General features: G+C 54.4%; 12 protein-coding genes, 2 rRNA genes and 1 riboswitch. Of the genes, 6 read left to right on the top strand and 8 right to left on the bottom strand.

Features of this window, described 5'->3' with window-relative positions; genetic code table 11:
- Positions 1–12: 12 nt before the first annotated feature.
- Positions 13–207: riboswitch (Lysine riboswitch) on the bottom strand.
- A 122-nt stretch (positions 208–329) separates the two neighbouring features.
- On the bottom strand, positions 330–491 hold the full coding sequence (locus tag ACXI0A_RS02815) for a hypothetical protein (RefSeq protein ID WP_224932067.1): 162 nt from the start codon (positions 489–491) through the stop codon (positions 330–332).
- Positions 492–601: 110 nt separating this feature from the next.
- Between ACXI0A_RS02815 and pgi the strand changes: the two genes are divergently transcribed.
- From pgi to ACXI0A_RS02790, 5 genes are all read left to right on the top strand, one after another.
- Complete coding sequence (gene pgi, locus ACXI0A_RS02810) at positions 602–2,248, top strand: glucose-6-phosphate isomerase (protein WP_479485187.1); 1,647 nt, start codon at positions 602–604, stop codon at positions 2,246–2,248.
- Between the two features lie 523 nt (positions 2,249–2,771).
- Positions 2,772–3,020 (top strand): exopolysaccharide production protein YjbE, encoded by a 249-nt coding sequence (gene yjbE / locus ACXI0A_RS02805; RefSeq protein ID WP_034827112.1) that lies wholly within the window; start codon positions 2,772–2,774, stop codon positions 3,018–3,020.
- A gap of 77 nt (positions 3,021–3,097) precedes the next feature.
- Positions 3,098–3,745, top strand: coding sequence for a YjbF family lipoprotein (locus ACXI0A_RS02800; RefSeq protein WP_476150477.1), 648 nt, complete (start codon positions 3,098–3,100; stop codon positions 3,743–3,745).
- Positions 3,742–4,479, top strand: coding sequence for a capsule biosynthesis GfcC family protein (locus ACXI0A_RS02795; protein ID WP_476150479.1), 738 nt, complete (start codon positions 3,742–3,744; stop codon positions 4,477–4,479). The genes ACXI0A_RS02800 and ACXI0A_RS02795 overlap by 4 nt, the downstream gene beginning before the upstream one ends.
- The gene (locus ACXI0A_RS02790; protein ID WP_476150481.1) at positions 4,479–6,569 is read left to right on the top strand and encodes a YjbH domain-containing protein; all 2,091 of its coding nucleotides are present in this window, start codon (positions 4,479–4,481) and stop codon (positions 6,567–6,569) included. Before ACXI0A_RS02795 ends, ACXI0A_RS02790 begins: the two co-directional genes overlap by 1 nt.
- 36 nt (positions 6,570–6,605) lie before the next feature.
- On the opposite strand, the gene metH is transcribed toward ACXI0A_RS02790, so the two are convergent.
- The gene (gene metH, locus ACXI0A_RS02785) at positions 6,606–10,289 is read right to left on the bottom strand and encodes a methionine synthase (RefSeq protein ID WP_476150483.1); all 3,684 of its coding nucleotides are present in this window, start codon (positions 10,287–10,289) and stop codon (positions 6,606–6,608) included.
- 198 nt (positions 10,290–10,487) lie between these two features.
- Here metH and iclR point away from each other — a divergent pair, with 198 nt between their 5' ends.
- Positions 10,488–11,318, top strand: a complete 831-nt coding sequence (gene iclR, locus ACXI0A_RS02780; protein ID WP_224932055.1) for a glyoxylate bypass operon transcriptional repressor IclR — start codon at positions 10,488–10,490, stop codon at positions 11,316–11,318.
- Here iclR and aceK read toward each other — a convergent pair.
- From aceK to ACXI0A_RS02750, 6 genes are all read right to left on the bottom strand, one after another.
- Positions 11,315–13,048, bottom strand: a complete 1,734-nt coding sequence (gene aceK, locus ACXI0A_RS02775; RefSeq protein ID WP_476150485.1) for a bifunctional isocitrate dehydrogenase kinase/phosphatase — start codon at positions 13,046–13,048, stop codon at positions 11,315–11,317. The two genes, iclR and aceK, sit on opposite strands and share 4 nt — an antisense overlap.
- A gap of 134 nt (positions 13,049–13,182) precedes the next feature.
- The gene (gene aceA / locus ACXI0A_RS02770; protein ID WP_476150486.1) at positions 13,183–14,484 is read right to left on the bottom strand and encodes an isocitrate lyase; all 1,302 of its coding nucleotides are present in this window, start codon (positions 14,482–14,484) and stop codon (positions 13,183–13,185) included.
- A gap of 16 nt (positions 14,485–14,500) precedes the next feature.
- Positions 14,501–16,099 (bottom strand): malate synthase A, encoded by a 1,599-nt coding sequence (aceB, locus tag ACXI0A_RS02765; RefSeq protein ID WP_476150488.1) that lies wholly within the window; start codon positions 16,097–16,099, stop codon positions 14,501–14,503.
- A gap of 275 nt (positions 16,100–16,374) precedes the next feature.
- Positions 16,375–17,304, bottom strand: coding sequence for a homoserine O-succinyltransferase MetA (metA, locus tag ACXI0A_RS02760; protein ID WP_476150490.1), 930 nt, complete (start codon positions 17,302–17,304; stop codon positions 16,375–16,377).
- Between the two features lie 405 nt (positions 17,305–17,709).
- Positions 17,710–17,825: ribosomal RNA gene (gene rrf, locus ACXI0A_RS02755) — 5S ribosomal RNA — on the bottom strand.
- Between the two features lie 103 nt (positions 17,826–17,928).
- Positions 17,929–20,836 (bottom strand): 23S ribosomal RNA (locus ACXI0A_RS02750).
- Positions 20,837–20,955 lie beyond the last annotated feature (119 nt).

Below are 20,955 nucleotides of genomic sequence, written 5' to 3'. Positions count from 1 at the left end.
ATCAGGAGATGAGTCACCAAAAGCACTTCACCTTGCGAAACGTCCGACTGCGGACGCTTCTGGTGACAACCCAGAGGATTCAGCCCCTGCAGCCGACAGGACAACACTCCGCGTGTTGTTCCATCTCGGCGTCGCACCCCATGATGTGTTGTCGTTGGATACGGATCCTCAAACACACTGCCTGGGCGACGCGCCTCTTCTGGCTTGCACCCAAAGGTGCAAGTCGCGGGCACAAAATACTGATTAATTTTGCTGCTGTCCAGCCTTGCAACGTGTTGAAAATTCATTTTTAGAATTACGCCAGCGCATCGCAGAACAAACGCGAGCGCTCACTCCCGCCTAAAGTAGTCAACGGCGCCAATAAACGCGGCTTTTTGCTGATGCGGCACAGGGAAATTTTTTGCCAGAACATCGACAATCGCCGCCGGATTAACCTGAAACCGTGCGGCCACGGTCACAAATTTTTTCCCTTCGTTTGCAACTGTGGTCATACTGAAACCCGTTCGCGGTAGCGTATTAGCCACAAGAAATGCTTAGCACGCCGGGCCAGCAGGACGCGCCCGGATGGAATGACGGTTCTTATTTCAACAAGAGTGTTGCCATGAAAAATATCAATCCGAAACAAACCGCAGCCTGGAAAGCGCTGCAGCAGCATTTTGACCAGATGAAATCGGTGCAAATCGCCGACCTGTTTAAAGATGATGCCGATCGTTTTGCGAAATTCTCTGCCACCTTCGACGATCAGATGCTGGTGGATTTCTCAAAAAACCGCATCACCCAGGAAACCCTCGATAAATTGCAGGCGCTGGCAAAAGAGACCGATCTGGCGGGCGCCATCAAATCCATGTTCTCTGGCGAGAAGATCAACCGCACCGAAGAGCGTGCCGTGCTGCACGTTGCTCTGCGTAATCGCAGCAACACGCCAATCATGGTTGATGGCAAAGATGTGATGCCAGAAGTGAATGCGGTGCTGGCGAAGATGAAAGGCTTCTCTGAGCGCATCATCAGCGGTGAGTGGAAAGGTTATACCGGCAAAGCGATCACCGACGTGGTGAACATCGGTATCGGCGGTTCGGATCTGGGTCCGTTCATGGTGACCGAGGCGTTACGCCCGTATAAAAACCACCTGAACATGCACTTTGTTTCTAACGTTGATGGCACGCACATTGCTGAAACGCTTAAGGATCTCAGCCCGGAAACCACCCTGTTCCTCGTGGCCTCCAAAACCTTCACTACTCAGGAAACCATGACCAACGCCCACAGCGCGCGCGACTGGTTCCTGAAAACCGCAGGCGATCAGCAGCATGTGGCGAAACACTTTGCTGCCCTGTCGACCAACGGTAAAGCGGTAGGTGAGTTCGGTATTGATACCGACAACATGTTCGAGTTCTGGGATTGGGTCGGTGGTCGCTATTCACTGTGGTCAGCGATTGGCTTGTCGATCATTCTGTCCGTGGGCTTCGAGAACTTCGAACAGCTGCTGAGCGGTGCACATGCGATGGACAACCACTTCGCTAACACCCCAGCCGAGCAGAACCTGCCGGTGCTGCTGGCACTGATCGGTATCTGGTACAACAACTTCTTTGGTGCCGAAACCGAAGCCATCCTGCCTTACGACCAGTACATGCACCGTTTCGCAGCGTACTTCCAGCAGGGCAATATGGAGTCCAACGGTAAGTACGTGGATCGCGAAGGTAACCCGGTGGATTACCAGACCGGCCCAATCATCTGGGGCGAGCCAGGCACCAACGGTCAGCATGCGTTTTATCAGCTGATTCATCAGGGCACCAAACTGATCCCTTGCGACTTTATCGCAACGGCGCAGACCCACAACGCACTGACCGATCACCATCCGAAACTGCTGTCGAACTTCTTCGCACAGACCGAAGCGCTGGCGTTTGGTAAATCTCGCGATGTGGTAGAAAAAGAGTTTACCGATGCCGGTAAATCCGTTGAGTCTGTTGCCCACATCGTGCCGTTTAAGGTGTTCGAAGGTAACCGCCCAACCAACTCCATTCTGCTGCGTGAAATCACGCCGTTCAGCCTGGGTGCACTGATTGCGCTTTACGAGCACAAGATATTCACGCAGGGCGCGATTCTCAACATCTTCACCTTTGACCAATGGGGTGTGGAATTGGGCAAACAGCTGGCAAACCGTATTCTGCCAGAGCTGGAAAATGAATCGCAGATCGGCAGCCATGACAGCTCCACTAATGGCTTAATTAACCGCTATAAATCCTGGCGTTAATTTTCCTGCCAATCTTATTAAGGCGGCTTAATTGCCGCCTTATTTTTATCAAACATGCTATAAACCTCGCAATTTTGTTATTCATCCGCTTCGTTACGGTTAGATAATTCTTAAAGTGCGCTAAGGAAAATCGGAGTTTGTATAGATTGAAGTGCATGTTATCCATTAAAAAATGGATCTAATTCGTTCACCAAATATAAGTATCCACTTGATTAATCTATAATTAAATTTAAAGCGCATTCAGGAAAATCTGATTATTCCTATTCCGTACCATTTTTTAATGCAAAAGTGAAAAATCCTGCCGCACCAGCCACAACCACTCAAATATTCCACCCCATGAAAAATCTTCATTTAAAAAAAGCAGCTATCGCCAATTCGCCGTATTTATCACCAGAATGAACCCTGATTTTCACCCTCTTTTACTGCCGATGAACTCTGGTAATTTGTTGCCCTATACTGAACGCGCCCGAAATTAGGGTACATCCTTCATTCATTTGTTTCTAAAAATGCAGGAAACGTTGTTATGAAAAAACTGATGGTTGCCGGTGCAGCCTTACTTTACGTTGCCGTTTCTTCCGCTGCGATTGCCGCACCGGAAGAAGCTGGTGCTGCAGCGGGCGCGCAGGCGGGAGCAATCTCGACCGGTGCCACTACCGCTGTGGGTATCGGTGCACTTGGCGCGTTAGTAGGGCTCGGCATCGCTGCTGCTGGCGGCGGTGACGGAGCAAATACCGGTACAACAACCACTACCACAACGAGCACCACACGTTGATGTAGCACCTTTAAACATAACCACACAGCCGTGTGGTTATTTTTTGCCTGGTTTTATTTTTAACAGGGATATACACAGTGCGCCGACTCTCTTTGCTGCTCTTTTGCCTGCTGCTGCAAGCCTGCACACAAACGCAAAAAGGCCTTGAACAAACCGTGATGCTAGCCGTTAACGGCCCGGATGATGTCACCGTTACCGATGAACAGATCGCCAGTCTCCCCTACGCCAGCCTGTATGCACGCATCAATGAAGGACCGCGTATCTTCGTGGTGCTCGGTTATGACGAAAACGGTCAGCAGAAATGGATCACCCAGGATAAGGCAATGCTGGTGATGCAGCATGGCAGGCTGGTCAAAACGCTGGGGCTGGCCAGCAACCTTGATGACATCAGTAATCTGGCGCAAGACCCGCTCGCCGACTCGCTACATCTCCAAAACAATGCCAGCTGGACACGCGTGGTGCAGTGGCGTGAGAAAGATCGCGTGCGCGCCGCCACCGCCGTATCCCAATTTCAGCGCGGCGATGACGCGGTGCTGAATGTGGCAGGCGAACGCGTGCCATGTCGTGTATGGATCGAGACAGTCCGCATGGAGAGTCTGGGCGCAGAATGGCAAAACACCTTCTGGATCGATAACCGTGATGGCGCAGTGTTGCAGGCAAATCAGATGCTGGCCGCAGACGCTTTCCCTGTTGAAACCACCATTCTGAAGCCGGCGAAATCATGAAAATAATCACTCCCCTGCTAACGGCTACCGCCTTACTGGCGGCCGGTTCTGCGCTGGCTGACAGTCAGGTGACGGTGCACGACTTGCGCGGCCAAAACATTTTACAGATCGATCATGCGCAGAATCTGGCGCAGCTGGTGACGAATCCAGCACTTCATACCTGGTGGCCCGGTACCGTGATTGCCGAACGTGGCGCAACAGCGGTGGCACAGCAACAACAGCAACAGCTGCTGGCTGATTTGCGCACGTGGCAGGCCGACAGCGGCGACGCGCTAGCGGCAACCATCGGTACGGTGATCCACCAGCTCAGCGCAGTACAAGTCACCGGACGGCAGTTCACTTCACTCGATCCTGACTGGGTGCGCCTGCGGCCTGAAGCCAACCGCACGTTACTGGGCAGCTATGACCTTTATACCCTCTCGCAGCCTACGCAAGTGCTGATTCTCGGCGCGCTGGAACATCCCGGTAAAGAGAGCTGGCAACCCGGTCGCACCGTGCGGGACTACCTTGAGGCGCACGACCATCTGTCGGGTGCCGAGCGCAGCTTCGCCACCCTCATCGCCCCGTCCGGTCAGACGCAACAGGTGCCGATCGCCTACTGGAATCAACGTCACGTCGAAGTCGAACCCGGCAGCATCATTTGGCTGGGCTTTACCTCGTGGAGCCTGCCCTGGGGCAAAGCTGATTTGAATGCGCGCATGATTTCTGTTCTGACACACCGGATTCCAGACTGATGAAAAAACAACTGCTTCTCAGCCTGTTGGCTGTTTCTGTCTCTGCGGCATACCAGGTGCACGCGGAAACCTGGCCGGATCCGATCGGCCCATCGCAATCTGATTTCGGCGGCGTGGGCCTGATGCAAACACCGACGGCGCGTATGGCAAAAGAGGGTGAATTTAGCCTGAACTTCCGCGATAACGATCAATATCGCTACTACTCTGCTTCGTTGCAGCTGTTCCCGTGGCTGGAAACCACCGTGCGTTATACCGATGTGCGCACCCGTCGTTACAGCGCAGTTGAGGGATTCAGTGGTAACCAAAGCTATAAAGACAAAGCCTTCGATGTGAAGCTGCGGTTGTGGCAAGAGAGCTATTGGTTACCGGAAGTGGCGGTAGGATCACGCGATTTGGGCGGTACTGGCCTGTTCGACAGCGAATACCTGGTCGCCAGCAAAGCCTGGGGACCGTTTGATTTCACCATGGGGATTGGCTGGGGCTACATCGGCAACAGTGGCAGCATCAAAAACCCGTTCTGCTCCTATAGCGATAGCTTCTGCTCCCGCACCGGCGGTGGCACCGCAGGCTCGGTTAACGGGTCACAGATGTTCCACGGCCCGGCAGCGCTGTTCGGCGGCGTGGAATATCAAACCCCCTGGCAGCCGCTGCGCCTGAAGCTGGAATACGAAGGTAACGATTATCAGGATGACTTTGCAGGGCGTCTGGAACAGCGCAGTAAGGTCAACGTTGGGGCGATCTATCGCCTGACCGACTGGGCTGACATCAACGCCAGCTACGAGCGCGGCAACACCTTTATGTTTGGTGTTACCGTGCGCACCAACTTCAACGATCTGCGCCAGTCGCACATTGACAGCGCCAGGCCAGCCTATAACCCGCAGCCACAGGGCGATCTGTTGCAATCCACGGTGGTGGCAAACCAGTTGACCGATCTGAAGTACAACGCCGGATTGAGCGGCCCGCACATTCAGACCAAAGGCAGTACGCTTTACGTATCAGGCGAGCAGACCAAGTATCGTGATACGCCTGAGGGCGTCGATCGCGCCAATCGCATCATCATGAACAACCTGCCAGCCGGTATCGATACCATTGAGGTCACCGAGTCGCGCCTGAATATGCCGCAGGTCACCACCCGAACCAACGTTGCCAGCCTGCACAATGAGCTGAGCGGCTATCCACTGGGCCATGAGCAGCCGCTGCAGCAGACGCGCGAGAATCCGGTCGATCCTGGCGAAACTGAACAAGGCTTCTTTATTCGTAAAGATCGCCTTCACTACAATCTGGCACCGGTGCTCAATCAGTCAGTTGGTGGGCCCGAAAGCTTCTACATGTACCAGCTCGGGGCGATGGCTAGCGCGGATTACGCACTCACCGATCACCTGCTGGTCAGCGGTAGCCTGTTCGGTAACCTTGCCAACAACTACGACAAATTCAACTATAACGGCGCACCGGCTGATTCCACCCTGCCGCGCGTGCGTACCCATATTCGCGACTACGTCGAGAACAATGTCTACGTCAACGACCTGCAAGCCAACTACATGGGTTACCTCGGCAATGGCTTCTACGGCCAGGTGTACGGCGGTTATCTCGAAACCATGTACGGCGGTGTCGGCGGAGAAGTGTTGTATCGCCCAATCGACAGCAACTGGGCCTTTGGTGTTGATGCCAACTACGTGAAGCAGCGTGATTGGGACAACATGATGCAGTTCACCGACTATAAAGCACCAACCGGACACTTCACCGCGTACTGGCGCCCGTGGTTTATGCAGGATGTGCTGGTGAAAGCCAGCGTCGGCGAGTATCTGGCGAAGGACAAAGGTGTGACGGTCGATGTGTCGAAGCGCTTCGACAGCGGCGTGATGGTCGGCTTCTACGCCACCAAAACCAACGTGTCAGCCGAGGCCTATGGCGAAGGGGACTTCACTAAGGGCTTCTATATTTCGATTCCGATGGATCTGTTTACCGTCACGCCAACGCGTGGTCGTGCGCAGGTGAACTGGGTGCCATTAACGCGTGATGGCGGACAGATGCTGGGTCGTAAATATCAGCTGTATGACATGACCTCAGATCGCGACGCGCGGTTTAATTAATTCTCGGGCGGCCAGTTGGCCGCCCGCTTTCTTTCATCAATCCGCGTCGTAACCGAGATTCGGTGCCAGCCAACGTTCAACCTCGCTGACGCTCATGCCCTTACGCGCCGCATAATCCTCCACCTGATCGCGCTGAATCTGCGCCACGGCGAAGTATTTACTGTCGGGATGGCTAAAGTACCAGCCTGACACCGCCGCACCCGGCCACATAGCGAAGGATTCGGTGAGCTTCATGCCGGTGTGCGCTTCCACGTCCAGCAACTGCCAGATCTGCGCTTTCTCGGTGTGTTCCGGACAGGCAGGATAACCGGGCGCCGGACGGATGCCCTGATAATTTTCGCGTATCAACTCTTCATTGCTCAGGTTCTCATTGGCCGCAAAGCCCCAGATCACCTTACGCACACGTTCGTGCAGATACTCGGCAAAGGCTTCTGCCAGACGGTCTGCCAGCGCCTTGATCATGATCTTGTTGTAATCATCATGCTGCTGCTCGTAGGCTTCAGCCAGCGCATCCTCTTCCAGCCCACCGGTGACGGCGAACGCACCGAGATAATCCGCTTTGCCGCTGGATTTCGGTGCCACAAAATCGGCCAGACAGTAGTTGGCGAAGTCCGATTTTTCAGTCTGCTGACGTAAGTGATGGCTCACACACAAGACGTGATCACGTTGTTCATCGCGATAGATCTCAACATCATCACCCACACGGTTGGCGGGGAAAATCCCTACTACTCCACGCGGATTTAAGGAGCCGGTTTTGCTGAGCATATCCAGCATGGCGTTGGCATCGGCAAACAGACGCTTAGCCTCTTCACCCACCACATCATCTTCAAGAATGCGCGGATATTTCCCCGCCAGCGACCAGGTCATAAAGAATGGCGTCCAGTCGATGTAGTGACGCAGCGTGTCGATACTGGCTGTGACAGCGCTCACCCCAAGGCGATGCGCCACTGGCGGCGTGTAGCTTTCCCAATCAATCGAGTAATCGTTGTCGCGTGCGGTTTGCAGGCTCACCGGCGGCGTGCGTGGCTTCTTACGCGCGTGCTGAATACGCACCGTGTCGTACTCTTTGCGCGTGCGCGCCACAAACTCTTCTTTCAGCGTATCCGATAACAGCGATGACACCACGCCAACGGTGCGCGAGGCGTTTTGCACATACACCGTTGGGCCGCTGTAGTTCTGCTCGATCTTCACCGCCGTGTGCGCTTTCGAGGTCGTCGCGCCGCCAATCAGCAGCGGAATAGTGAAGCCCTGACGCTCCATCTCTTTCGCCACGTTGACCATCTCATCCAGCGACGGCGTAATCAGGCCGGAGAGCCCGATGATATCGGCATTTTCAGCGATGGCGGTTTTGAGAATTTTGTCACTCGGCACCATCACGCCAAGATCGATAATTTCGTAGTTATTACACTGCAAAACCACGCCGACGATGTTTTTGCCAATGTCGTGTACATCGCCCTTCACCGTCGCCAGCACGATTTTGCCGTTGCTGCGCCCCGCTTCTTTGCTGGCTTCAATATAGGGTTCGAGATAGGCCACCGCCTGCTTCATCACGCGTGCCGATTTCACCACCTGCGGCAGGAACATTTTGCCCTCGCCAAACAGATCGCCGACCACGTTCATGCCGGACATCAGCGGCCCTTCGATCACCTGAATCGGACGTTCAAATCCCTGACGGGCTTCTTCGGTATCCAGCTCAATAAACTCGGTGATGCCTTTCACTAACGAGTATTCCAGACGTTTGACCACGTCCCAACTGCGCCATTCGGCCTGCTGTTTCTCCTGCTCACCGTCACCTTTGCTGCCGCGATATTTCTCCGCCAGCTCCAGCAAACGCTCGGTGCCATCGTCGCGACGGTTCAGCACCACATCTTCCACCGCATCGCGCAGTTCTGCGGGCAAGTCGTCATAGATTGCCAGCTGACCGGCGTTGACGATGCCCATATCCATGCCGTTGCGAATGGCGTAATAGAGGAACACCGCGTGAATCGCTTCGCGCACCGGATCGTTACCGCGGAACGAGAACGATACGTTAGACACGCCGCCGGAGATCATCGCATGCGGCAGTTCGCGTTTGATGTCTTCACAGGCACCGATAAAGTCCATCGCGTAGTTGTTATGTTCCTCAATACCGGTGGCAACTGCGAAGATGTTCGGGTCGAAAATGATATCTTCTGGCGGGAAGCCGACCTCTTCCGTCAGGATCTTATAGGCGCGACGACAGATTTCGATTTTGCGGGCACGGGTATCCGCCTGACCGACTTCATCAAACGCCATCACCACCATGGCGGCACCGTAGCGCCGCACTTTGCGCGCGTGTTCGATAAACGGCTCAATGCCTTCTTTCATCGAAATCGAGTTAACGATGCCTTTGCCCTGAATGCACTGCAGACCTTTCTCGATCACCTCCCACTTGGAGGAGTCGATCATAATCGGCACGCGTGCAATATCCGGTTCACCGGCAATCAGGTTGAGGAAGCGCACCATCGCGGCTTCGGCATCCAGCATGCCTTCGTCCATGTTGATATCGATAATCTGCGCGCCGCTTTCCACCTGCTGACGCGCCACATCCAGCGCTTCGTTGTACTTCTCTTCTTTAATCAGTCGCTTGAATTTAGCCGAACCGGTAACGTTGGTGCGTTCGCCGACGTTCACAAATAGCGAGTCGGCGTGAATATTCAGTGGTTCCAGACCAGACAGACGGCAGGCAACCGGAATGTCAGGCAACTGGCGTGGTGCAACGCCTTCTACCGCCGCCGCCATCGCCGCGATGTGCTCTGGCGTGGTACCGCAGCAGCCGCCGATGATATTCAGGAAACCGGCACGCGCCCATTCGCCGATCTGTTCAGCCATGTTCGCTGCATCTAAATCGTATTCACCAAACGCATTGGGTAAACCGGCGTTGGGGTGCGCTGTGACGTAACCTTCGGCAATGCGCGATAATTCCTGCACGTACTGGCGCAGCTCGTCTGGGCCGAGCGCACAGTTCAGGCCAAACGACAGCGGCTCGGCGTGGCGCAGTGAGTTGTAGAAACCTTCGGTGGTTTGACCAGAGAGCGTGCGGCCAGAAGCATCCGTGATGGTGCCGGAGATCATCACCGGTAGCTTTACGCCCATCGCTTCCATCTCAACCTGAACAGCGTAAATCGCCGCTTTCGCGTTGAGGGTATCGAACACCGTCTCAATCATGATCAGGTCGGAGCCACCGGCAATCAGCGCATGTGTTGATTCACGGTAGGCTTCCACCAGCTGATTAAAAGTGACATTACGGAAGGCGGGATCGTTTACATCCGGCGAGATGGAGCAAGTGCGGTTGGTGGGGCCGAGCACGCCCGCAACATAGCGCGGTCGGTCAGGGGTTTTCGCCGTCCATGCATCGGCACTGGCACGCGCCAGCTTTGCCGCTTCAAGATTGATCTCAGCGGACAGGGCTTCCATCGCGTAATCTGCCATCGCAATGGTAGTGGAGTTGAAGGTGTTGGTTTCCAGAATATCTGCACCAGCGGCGAGATAGGCATCGTGGATTTCACGGATCACCTCAGGTTTGGTCAGCACTAACAGGTCGTTATTGCCTTTCAAATCGGAGGGCCAGTCGGCAAAACGGCTGCCTCGAAAATCGGCTTCGCTAAGTTTATAACTCTGGATCATGGTGCCCATACCACCGTCCAAAATCATAATGCGCTGTGCCAGTTGCTGATGCAGCATTTCTGTTTTATTGCTCACTCTCGCCCCGTCCACGTCATTGCGTTGGCTAATATGCCAGCCAAACATACTGGCATAACTTTCCGGTGAGCAAAAGTCACGACAGATGAGACATTTTCAGCCTGAAAGTATTACAGATCCGACCAGTAAAGCAGCGTTTGCATTCATGCGCCTAAAAACGAAAATGGTTTCCAGCATTGATGCGATTGTGGAGACGTTATGGCAACCCCAGTACCCGCGAAGCGTGGTAAAAAACCGCGTGCCGCAGCAGCCACCAGCGCCCCAGCCGGTGGGCAAGTCCAATCCCTGACGCGTGGTTTGCGTTTACTCGAACTGATCGCCGAATCCCATGGCAGCGTTGCGCTGACCGAGCTGGCGCAACAGGCCGGATTACCTAACTCCACCACCCATCGCTTACTGACCACCATGCAGCAACAGGGATTTGTGCATCAGGTCGGTGATCTGGGCTTCTGGACGATTGGATCGCACGCGTTTGTGGTCGGCAGCAGTTTCCTGCAGAGCCGCAATCTGCTGGCGATTGTGCATCCTGTCCTGCGTAAGCTGATGGAGGATGCCGGAGAGACGGTCAATCTGGCGGTGCTGGATCTCAGTGATTACCAGGCAGTGATCATCGATCAGGTGCAGTGTACGCAACTGATGCGCATGTCCGCTCCGATTGGCGGTAAGCTACCGATGCATGCCTCTGGCGCGGGCAAGGCGTTTCTCGCCCATCTCAGTGATGAACAAGTGACGGCGCTGCTGCATCAGAAGGGCTTGCACCACTACACGCCGAAAACGCTGATGTCACCGCACAGCCTGAAAGAGAATCTGGCGCTGATTCGCAAGATGGGCTTTTCACATGATGATGAAGAGCACGCGTTGGGCCTGCGCTGCGTCGCGGCACCGATTTATGACGAGCACGGCGAGCCTTTTGCCGCCATCTCGATTTCCGGCCCGATGGCGCGCATGACTGACGACCGCGTAACCGAACTGGGTGCACTGGTGATCCGCGCCGCCAGGCAGGTAACGCAGACTTATTCTGGCCGCTAAGCGGCCACCGACGCATAACGCGCGCTGAAACGTTGCCCGGCGCGCCAGGCAATCACCTCTTCGATATGCCCTTCCCGGATGCGCGTTTGCAGCGCGCGCCACCAGCCCGGATCAAACAGCTGCGGATGCAACGCTTGCAGTAACTTGCCGGTGGCCGGCTCGCTGCACAGCGCATAGCGGAAGGTTTCCGGGAACACATCGTCTGGCCCTACGCTGTACCAGGGTTCGGCTTGCAACTCATCCTCTTCATAACGCGCTGGCGGCACATCGCGGAACTGCAGTTCGGTCATGGGGCGAATTTCATCATAGTCGTAAAACACCACGCGACCGTGGCGCGTCATGCCGAAGTTTTTGAATAGCATGTCGCCGGGAAAAATGTTTGCAGCCGCCAGCTGGCGAATCGCATCGCCATATTCGCCGATCGCGTGCTGACGCTGTTCCGGCGTGGCCTGTGCCAGCCACAAATTGAGCGGCTCCATGCGGCGTTCCAGCCACAGATGGCGGATGATCAGCACGTCGTCACGCAGTTCCATTTTCTCTGGAATGTCGCGCTCAAATTCCGCCATCAACTCTGCCGGGATACGTGCGCGTGGTATCGCGAAGTACTCAAATTCCTGGGTATCGGCCATGCGGCCCACGCGGTCGTGCTCTTTGACCATGCGATAGCAATCCCGCACTTGCGCATCAGTGACCTCTTTCTGCGGCGCGAAGTGATCTTTAATCACTTTAAATACGCGATCAAAACCTGGCAGCGTAAACACCAGCATCACCATGCCGCGGATGCCCGGCGCGATAGTGAAATCTTCGCGGCTGTGTGCCAGATAATGCAGGTATTCACGGTAACACTCGGTTTTGCCGTGTTTCTGACAGCCGATGGCCATATAACGTTCGGCGAGGGTTTTCCCCGGCAGAATCGGTTGCAGCCAGGCAACTAACGCCGCAGGCACTGGTGCATAGACCATAAAGTAGGCGCGGGCGAAGCCGAACACGATGCTGGCGTCGTCGCTGTCGGTTAAGCAGGTGTCGATCCACAAGCGTCCCGCCTCATCGCGCTGAATGGGCAGCAAACAGGGCACCATGCCATCGCTCAACTGTAAGCGCGCCACGATCCAGGCGGTTTTATTGCGGTAGAACAGTTCACCGGCGACATCCAGCGTGGCGGTGGCCAATTGAGCGGGAGTGAACTGCTCATGCAAGTGGCGGACGATCCAGCCGATATCGCGGGTGATATCCTGCCAGGGTAAGCGCAAAGGAATATCGTTAAGAACCTGCCTTAATACTTCATGCCAGCTGCCTTGTGGACGGTACAGCCGCGACAATGGACGTTGTGCCATCGGCGCGGCGGCATAGGGCTGCGACGGGAAGATAAACAGGCGTTCGGGATCCAGATGACTATGGCCTTGCAGACGGCAATAGACGGAATTAAAAAAGCTCTCGGCGATTTCATGGCGCGGATAGCCGGGGAGCAGCGTCTCATAGTGGCTTTTCACCCGCAGCCAGAACGCCTCATCCCAGTTCGAGACGTCATTAAGGATGCGCAGTTGGTTGGCCACTAATCCGACATGGTGATCATAAAGATGGATACGCGCTTTCATCGCCTGCTGCACGGCATGCCAGTCGGCCTGCTCGAAGCGCTGCTGGGCGCCTGCGGTGATATCCAGAAAGCGGCCATACTGCGCGTCGAACCCTTGCAGGATGGTGTGGGCGATCAGAGATTCTCTCGGTGTCATCGGCAACGCTCCGGCAAAGAGAGCCCGTCCGTGGGCCAGGCGTGATGAAAATCCGGGGTGCGGTTCTTAGTCGCCATCAATGGCGACCCTACGAAGGTGTCGTGCGATTTTCGTAGGGTACGCATGCAGACGTATCAGAACTGCGCGGCTTCCGTCGAACCGGTCAGCGCAGTGACTGAGGATTGGCCGCCCTGAATCACATTGGTGATGCGATCAAAATAGCCGGTGCCCACTTCCTGTTGATGCGAGGAGAAGGTGTAGCCTTTTTCGCGCGCGGCAAATTCCGGCTGCTGCACTTTCTCAACGTAATGCCGCATGCCTTCACCCTGCGCATAAGCGTGTGCCAGATCGAACATGTTGAACCACATGCTGTGAATGCCGGCCAGCGTGATGAACTGGAAGCGATAGCCCATGTCGCTTAACGCCTGCTGGAAACGGGCGATGGTGCGATCGTCGAGGTTCTTCTTCCAGTTAAACGACGGCGAACAGTTGTAGGCCAGCAACTTGCCCGGATACTGCGCGTGGATTGCATCGGCAAAACGCTGTGCCAGTTCGAGATCCGGCGTGGAGGTTTCACACCACAGTACATCTGCGTACGGCGCATAGGAGAGGCCTCGGCTGATCGCCTGCTCAATACCGGCGCGAGTACGGAAGAATCCTTCCGCAGTGCGTTGTCCGGTGATAAACGGCGCATCGCGCTCGTCGCAGTCGGAGGTAATCAAATCAGCGGCATCAGCATCGGTGCGTGCCAGCAATACAGTCGGCACGCCCATTACATCGGCTGCCAGTCGCGCAGCCACTAGTTTCTGAATCGCTTCCTGAGTGGGTACCAACACTTTGCCACCCATATGGCCGCACTTCTTCACGGATGCCAGCTGATCTTCAAAGTGCACCGCACCGGCACCCGCCTGAATCATCGACTTCATCAGCTCGAAGGCATTCAGCACGCCACCAAAGCCCGCTTCTGCATCCGCCACAATCGGCAGGAAGTAGTCGATATAGCCTTCATCTTCCGGCGACAAACCGTTGGCCCACTGAATCTGGTCGGCACGCTGGAAGCTCTGATTGATACGCTCGACCACATTCGGCACCGAGTTAGCCGGATAGAGCGACTGATCGGGATACATCTGTCCGGCCATATTGGCATCCGCCGCCACCTGCCAGCCAGACAGATAGATCGCCTCAATCCCCGCTTTGGCCTGCTGTATTGCTTGTCCGCCGGTTAGCGCGCCGAGACTGTTAATATAGCCTTTGGTGGACTCACCGTTGAGCAGCGACCACAGTTTATCGGCACCGCGCTCTGCCAGCGTACAGGCCGGATTCACTGAACCACGCAGGTTGATCACGTCTTCTGCACTATAGGGGCGAGTAATGCCCTGCCAGCGTGCGTCGTTCCAGCTCGATTCCAGTTGTTTGATCTGTTGGTTACGATTCATAGCGTGTTCTCCAGGTTCATGGCAGCAGGCGGTAGCCCGGCAGAGTGAGGAAAGAAACCAGTTCGTCATCAGTGGTTATTTGCGCCATCAGCGCGGCGGCATCGGCAAAGCGCCCACTACGGAAGCGCTCCTCGCCCAGCGTTTGTTGCAGGGCCAGCATCTCTTCATCGAGTAGCCGCTCAAACAGTTCGGCGGTCACCAGTTGGCCATCGCTGAGGATCTGCTTGTGGTGGATCCACTGCCAGATGGAGGTGCGGGCAATTTCCGCCGTAGCGGCATCCTCCATCAATCCGTCAATCGGCACGCAGCCATTGCCACCGATCCAGGCTTCGAGATATTGCAACGCCACGCGAATGTTGGCGCGCATACCGGCCTCTGTGCGCAGACCTCGACAAGGGCGCAGTAGGCGCTCGGCGGTAATCGGGCCATCCTGATCGCGACTGACATGCAGCTGATTAGGCTGGTCGGCTAGCTGACGATCAAATTCTGCCATCGCGATATCGGCCAGACCCGGATGTGCTACCCAGGTGCCATCGTGCCCATTGCCCGCCTCACGCGCTTTATCTTCCTGTACTTTCTGCATCACCCACGCGTTGCGTTCGGCATCTTTGCTCGGGATCAGCGCGGACATGCCGCCCATCGCCAATGCGCCGCGACGGTGGCAGGTTTTGATCAGCAGCCGCGAATAAGCATCGAGAAAGGGTTGATCCATGCTGATTTGTTGACGATCTGGCAGGATACGATCGCCGTGCTGCGCCAGGGTTTTGATGTAGCTGAAGATGTAATCCCAGCGGCCGCAATTCAGTCCCACCACGTGATCGCGCAATTCCCACAGGATCTCGTCCATCTGGAATACTGCCGGCAGCGTTTCGATCAGCACTGTGGCTTTGATGGTCCCGCGCGGCAGATCGAAGCGATCTTCGCTAAAGCGGAAGATCTCACGCCACCACGCCACTTCAGACGCATGCTCGGTTTTTGGCAGATAGAACCAAGGGCCATGCCCCTTTTCCAGCAGTGCCTCAACGTTGTGGAACAGGTAAAGCGCAAAATCAAACAGCCCGCCGGGAATGGCACGATCGCGCCACTCAACGTGTTTTTCATTCAGATGCAGGCCACGTACGCGACACATCATTAGCGCGGGATCGGATTTCAGCTGATAGATTTTGCCCGCCTCACTGGTGAAGCTCAGCGTGCCGTTAACCGCATCGCGCAGTGTCAGCTGGCCATCCATCAATTTCTGCCAGGTCGGGGCCAGTGAATCCTCGAAATCGGCCATGAATACGTTGACGTTAGCATTCAGCGCGTTGATCACCATTTTACGATCCGGCGGGCCGGTGATCTCTACACGACGGTCGCGCAGCAGTTGTGGAATTGGGCGCACCTGCCAGTTACGCTCACGAATGGAAGTAGTTTCCGAATCAAAGTCTGGTAAGGCACCCTGATCGTAACGCTGCTGGCGCTGCTGACGTGCTTTTAACAGGCGCTCGCGTTCCGGTGCAAAACGCGCAACCAGCGTATGCAGGAAGTCGATGGCTTCCGGGGTGAGCAGCTGCTTTTCCGCGTGGGTAAAGGGCTGAGTGAAGGTCAGCGTATTGTGGATAACTGAATCTGTCATGCGGGCTGCTCCTGTTATGATCCGTCCCCAATTTCTGGGATCCGGGTGTAGGGTAATTTTTAACCGGCAAGATCAGAGCATAATGATTTTTATTTTGTTTTCAAAAACTATTTCCATTTTTATGGTTATTGCAGTTTATAACATTGATAAATATGTAATTTAAAGTCTCGAATTAAAGGCAATAACTTCCACATCATCGCAAGAGATCAAAAAAAATGCCGCGACAACACGAGGCTGTCACGGCAAGTTCGAGGAGATATTTGCGAGCTTTTAGTTTATTCGAGCGTTGGGTTCATACGACGGAGATCGAACGGTGTGATCTGGTAAACGTAATAGTTTAGCCAGTTTGAGAACAGCAGATTACCGTGGCTGCGCCAGGTAGCACGCGGCGGCAGTTCTGGATTGTCCTGAGGAAAGTAGTTAAACGGCACTTCAGGATGCAGCCCTGCATCATAATCACGATGATATTCACCGGATAGCGTTAGTGCGTCGTACTCAGGATGGCCGGTGACAAACGCCAGGCGCTTGTCTTTGCTCGCCATCAGATAAGCCCCGGTGGCCTCTGATTCAGCAAACAGCTCAAGATCGGTATAGTCGCGAATTAACTGGCTCGGGAAATCAGCATAACGCGAATGCGGAGCGAGAAAATTGTCATCAAATCCTCGGGTTAACAAGGCGTGAGGATGCAGGATTTGATGTTCATACACACCTGAAAGTTTGTTCTGACGCGTCTGTTTTGGAATGCCATACAGAATGTTCAGTGCGGCTTGCACCGCCCAACAGACAAACAGAGTGGATGTGACGTGTTCTTTCGCCCAGTGCAGCACACGCTGAATCTGTGGCCAGTATGCCACGTCATTGAAATCCACCAATCCCAGCGGGGCACCTGTAACGATCAGACCATCGAAATTATCGTACTCAATATCTTCGAAGTTGCAGTAGAAGTTATTGAGATGTTCGCTTGGCGTATTCCGTGACTCACGACTGTCGATCCGTAGCAACTGCACGTCAATCTGCAGTGGCGAGTTGGACAGCAGGCGTAAGAACTGATTTTCCGTTTCGATCTTTTTTGGCATCAGATTGAGGATCAATACTTTTAGCGGACGAATCTCCTGAACACTGGCGCGCGATGAGGCCATGACGAACACGTTCTCATTACGCAAAAAATTAACTGCCGGTAATTCGTCGGGGATTCTGATTGGCATAACTGACTGACCTCTTACTGATAACCGTATAAACGTTTAGACATCCAGATGCCCGAGGTTATCCTGGCATCTACTGAATGTCGAGTCTTCATGCAGTTTATGAAAATGTTTCAGTTTAAAGCATGATTTGGAGGTCTGACTCGGTTATTTATGCCGCATCTTTGCGCAACTAACGCGGTTTTCTATGCGTTTTTTGCATATAGATGAGGCGTAATGACAGCGTTTAAGAGGAAAAATGGGAGGCTTAACTGATCAATTCTATCTTTTTTCGCAGCACATTTAGCGGTTTTTACCCGTCAGTTAGTCACGGGTGGGATGTTTTCGTGGCTTTTGGCGGGGATTTTGCCAATGTGCAGACGTAAAAAAGCCCTGAACTACTGTTCAGGGCTTCTTCACTTAATTAATGCCTGGCAGTTCCCTACTCTCGCATGGGGAGACCCCACACTACCATCGGCGCTACGGCGTTTCACTTCTGAGTTCGGCATGGGGTCAGGTGGGACCACCGCGCTAAAGCCGCCAGGCAAATTCTGTTTCATCCGCGCCGTTACTTCCGTAACCACGCGAACCAATCTCTGAACAAGCTGAAAATCTACTGCGTCTCTCAAAAAACGCCTCTGGCGTTGTAAGGTTAAGCCTCACGGGTCATTAGTACCGGTTAGCTCAATGCATCGCTGCACTTACACATCCGGCCTATCAACGTCGTAGTCTTCAACGTCCCTTCAGGACTCTCAAGGAGTCAGGGAGAACTCATCTCGGGGCAAGTTTCGTGCTTAGATGCTTTCAGCACTTATCTTTTCCGCACTTAGCTACCGGGCAATGCCATTGGCATGACAACCCGAACACCAGTGGTGCGTTCACTCCGGTCCTCTCGTACTAGGAGCAACCCCCCTCAATTCTCCAGCGCCCACGGCAGATAGGGACCGAACTGTCTCACGACGTTCTAAACCCAGCTCGCGTACCACTTTAAACGGCGAACAGCCGTACCCTTGGGACCTACTTCAGCCCCAGGATGTGATGAGCCGACATCGAGGTGCCAAACACCGCCGTCGATATGAACTCTTGGGCGGTATCAGCCTGTTATCCCCGGAGTACCTTTTATCCGTTGAGCGATGGCCCTTCCATTCAGAACCACCGGATCACTATGACCTGCTTTCGCACCTGCTCGAGCCGTCACTCTCGCAGTCAAGCTGGCTTATGCCATTGCACTAACCTCCTGATGTCCGACCAGGATTAGCCAACCTTCGTGCTCCTCCGTTACTCTTTAGGAGGAGACCGCCCCAGTCAAACTACCCACCAGACACTGTCCGCAGCCCGGATCACGGGCCTACGTTAGAACATCAAACATTAAAGGGTGGTATTTCAAGGTTGGCTCCACGCAGACTGGCGTCCACGCTTCAAAGCCTCCCACCTATCCTACACATCAAGGCTCAATGTTCAGTGTCAAGCTATAGTAAAGGTTCACGGGGTCTTTCCGTCTTGCCGCGGGTACACTGCATCTTCACAGCGATTTCAATTTCACTGAGTCTCGGGTGGAGACAGCCTGGCCATCATTACGCCATTCGTGCAGGTCGGAACTTACCCGACAAGGAATTTCGCTACCTTAGGACCGTTATAGTTACGGCCGCCGTTTACCGGGGCTTCGATCAAGAGCTTCTCCTTGCGGATAACCCCATCAATTAACCTTCCGGCACCGGGCAGGCGTCACACCGTATACGTCCACTTTCGTGTTTGCACAGTGCTGTGTTTTTAATAAACAGTTGCAGCCAGCTGGTATCTTCGACTGGCTTCAGCTCGGGGAGCAAGTCCCTTCACCTACGCGCCAGCGTGCCTTCTCCCGAAGTTACGGCACCATTTTGCCTAGTTCCTTCACCCGAGTTCTCTCAAGCGCCTTGGTATTCTCTACCTGACCACCTGTGTCGGTTTGGGGTACGATTTCGTGTTACCTGGAGCTTAGAGGCTTTTCCTGGAAGCAGGGCATCAGTTACTTCACCACCGTAGTGGCTCGTCATCACACCTCAGCGTTAATAAGAGTCCGGATTTACCTAAACTCTCCGCCTACATGCTTAAACCGGGACAACCGTCGCCCGGATAACCTAGCCTTCTCCGTCCCCCCTTCGCAGTAACACCAAGTGCAGGAATATTAACCTGCTTCCCATCGACTACGCTTTTCAGCCTCGCCTTAGGGGTCGACTCACCCTGCTCCGATTAACGTTGAACAGGAACCCTTGGTCTTCCGGCGAGCGGGCTTTTCACCCGCTTTATCGTTACTTATGTCAGCATTCGCACTTCTGATACCTCCAGCAACCCTCACAGGCCACCTTCAACGGCTTACAGAACGCTCCCCTACCCAACAACGCATACGCGTCGCTGCCGCAGCTTCGGTGCATGGTTTAGCCCCGTTACATCTTCCGCGCAGGCCGACTCGACCAGTGAGCTATTACGCTTTCTTTAAATGATGGCTGCTTCTAAGCCAACATCCTGGCTGTCTGTGCCTTCCCACATCGTTTCCCACTTAACCATGACTTTGGGACCTTAGCTGGCGGTCTGGGTTGTTTCCCTCTTCACGACGGACGTTAGCACCCGCCGTGTGTCTCCCGTGATAACATTCTTCGGTATTCGCAGTTTGCATCGGGTTGGTAAGCCGGGATGGCCCCCTAGCCGAAACAGTGCTCTACCCCCGAAGATGAGTTCACGAGGCGCTACCTAAATAGCTTTCGGGGAGAACCAGCTATCTCCCGGTTTGATTGGCCTTTCACCCCCAGCCACAAGTCATCCGCTAATTTTTCAACATTAGTCGGTTCGGTCCTCCAGTTAGTGTTACCCAACCTTCAACCTGCCCATGGCTAGATCACCGGGTTTCGGGTCTATACCCTGCAACTTAACGCCCAGTTAAGACTCGGTTTCCCTGCGGCTCCCCTATACGGTTAACCTTGCTACAGAATATAAGTCGCTGACCCATTATACAAAAGGTACGCAGTCACCCCATAAAAGAGGCTCCCACTGCTTGTACGTACACGGTTTCAGGTTCTGTTTCACTCCCCTCGCCGGGGTTCTTTTCGCCTTTCCCTCACGGTACTGGTTCACTATCGGTCAGTCAGGAGTATTTAGCCTTGGAGGATGGTCCCCCCATATTCAGACAGGATACCACGTGTCCCGCCCTACTCTTCGAACTCACAGTAAGTGCATTTTTGTGTACGGGAGTATCACCCTGTACCCTGCGACTTTCCAGACGCTTCCACTAATGCACAAACTGATTCAGGTTCTGGGCTGTTCCCCGTTCGCTCGCCGCTACTGGGGGAATCTCGGTTGATTTCTTTTCCTCTGGGTACTTAGATGTTTCAGTTCCCCAGGTTCGCCTCGCAACACTATGTATTCATGTTGCGATGATGCACAGAGTGCACCGGGTTTCCCCATTCGGACATCGTCGGCTGTAGCGGTTCATATCACCTTACCGACGCTTTACGCAGATTAGCACGTCCTTCATCGCCTCTGACTGCCAGGGCATCCACCGTGTACGCTTAGTCGCTTAACCTCACAACCCACAGGCGTTTTACAACGCTGCAGACTGCAAGCATTTGAGAGACTCGAACACATCGTTTATTCATTCTTATTACGGAGAATGAACGCGACGTGTCGTTTCAATTTTCAGCT

The organism is Pantoea sp. C1E2 (genome assembly GCF_056491465.1).
Note: the sequence above shows the minus strand (reverse complement) of the source record. Positions and strands in the feature narration are given on the sequence as shown.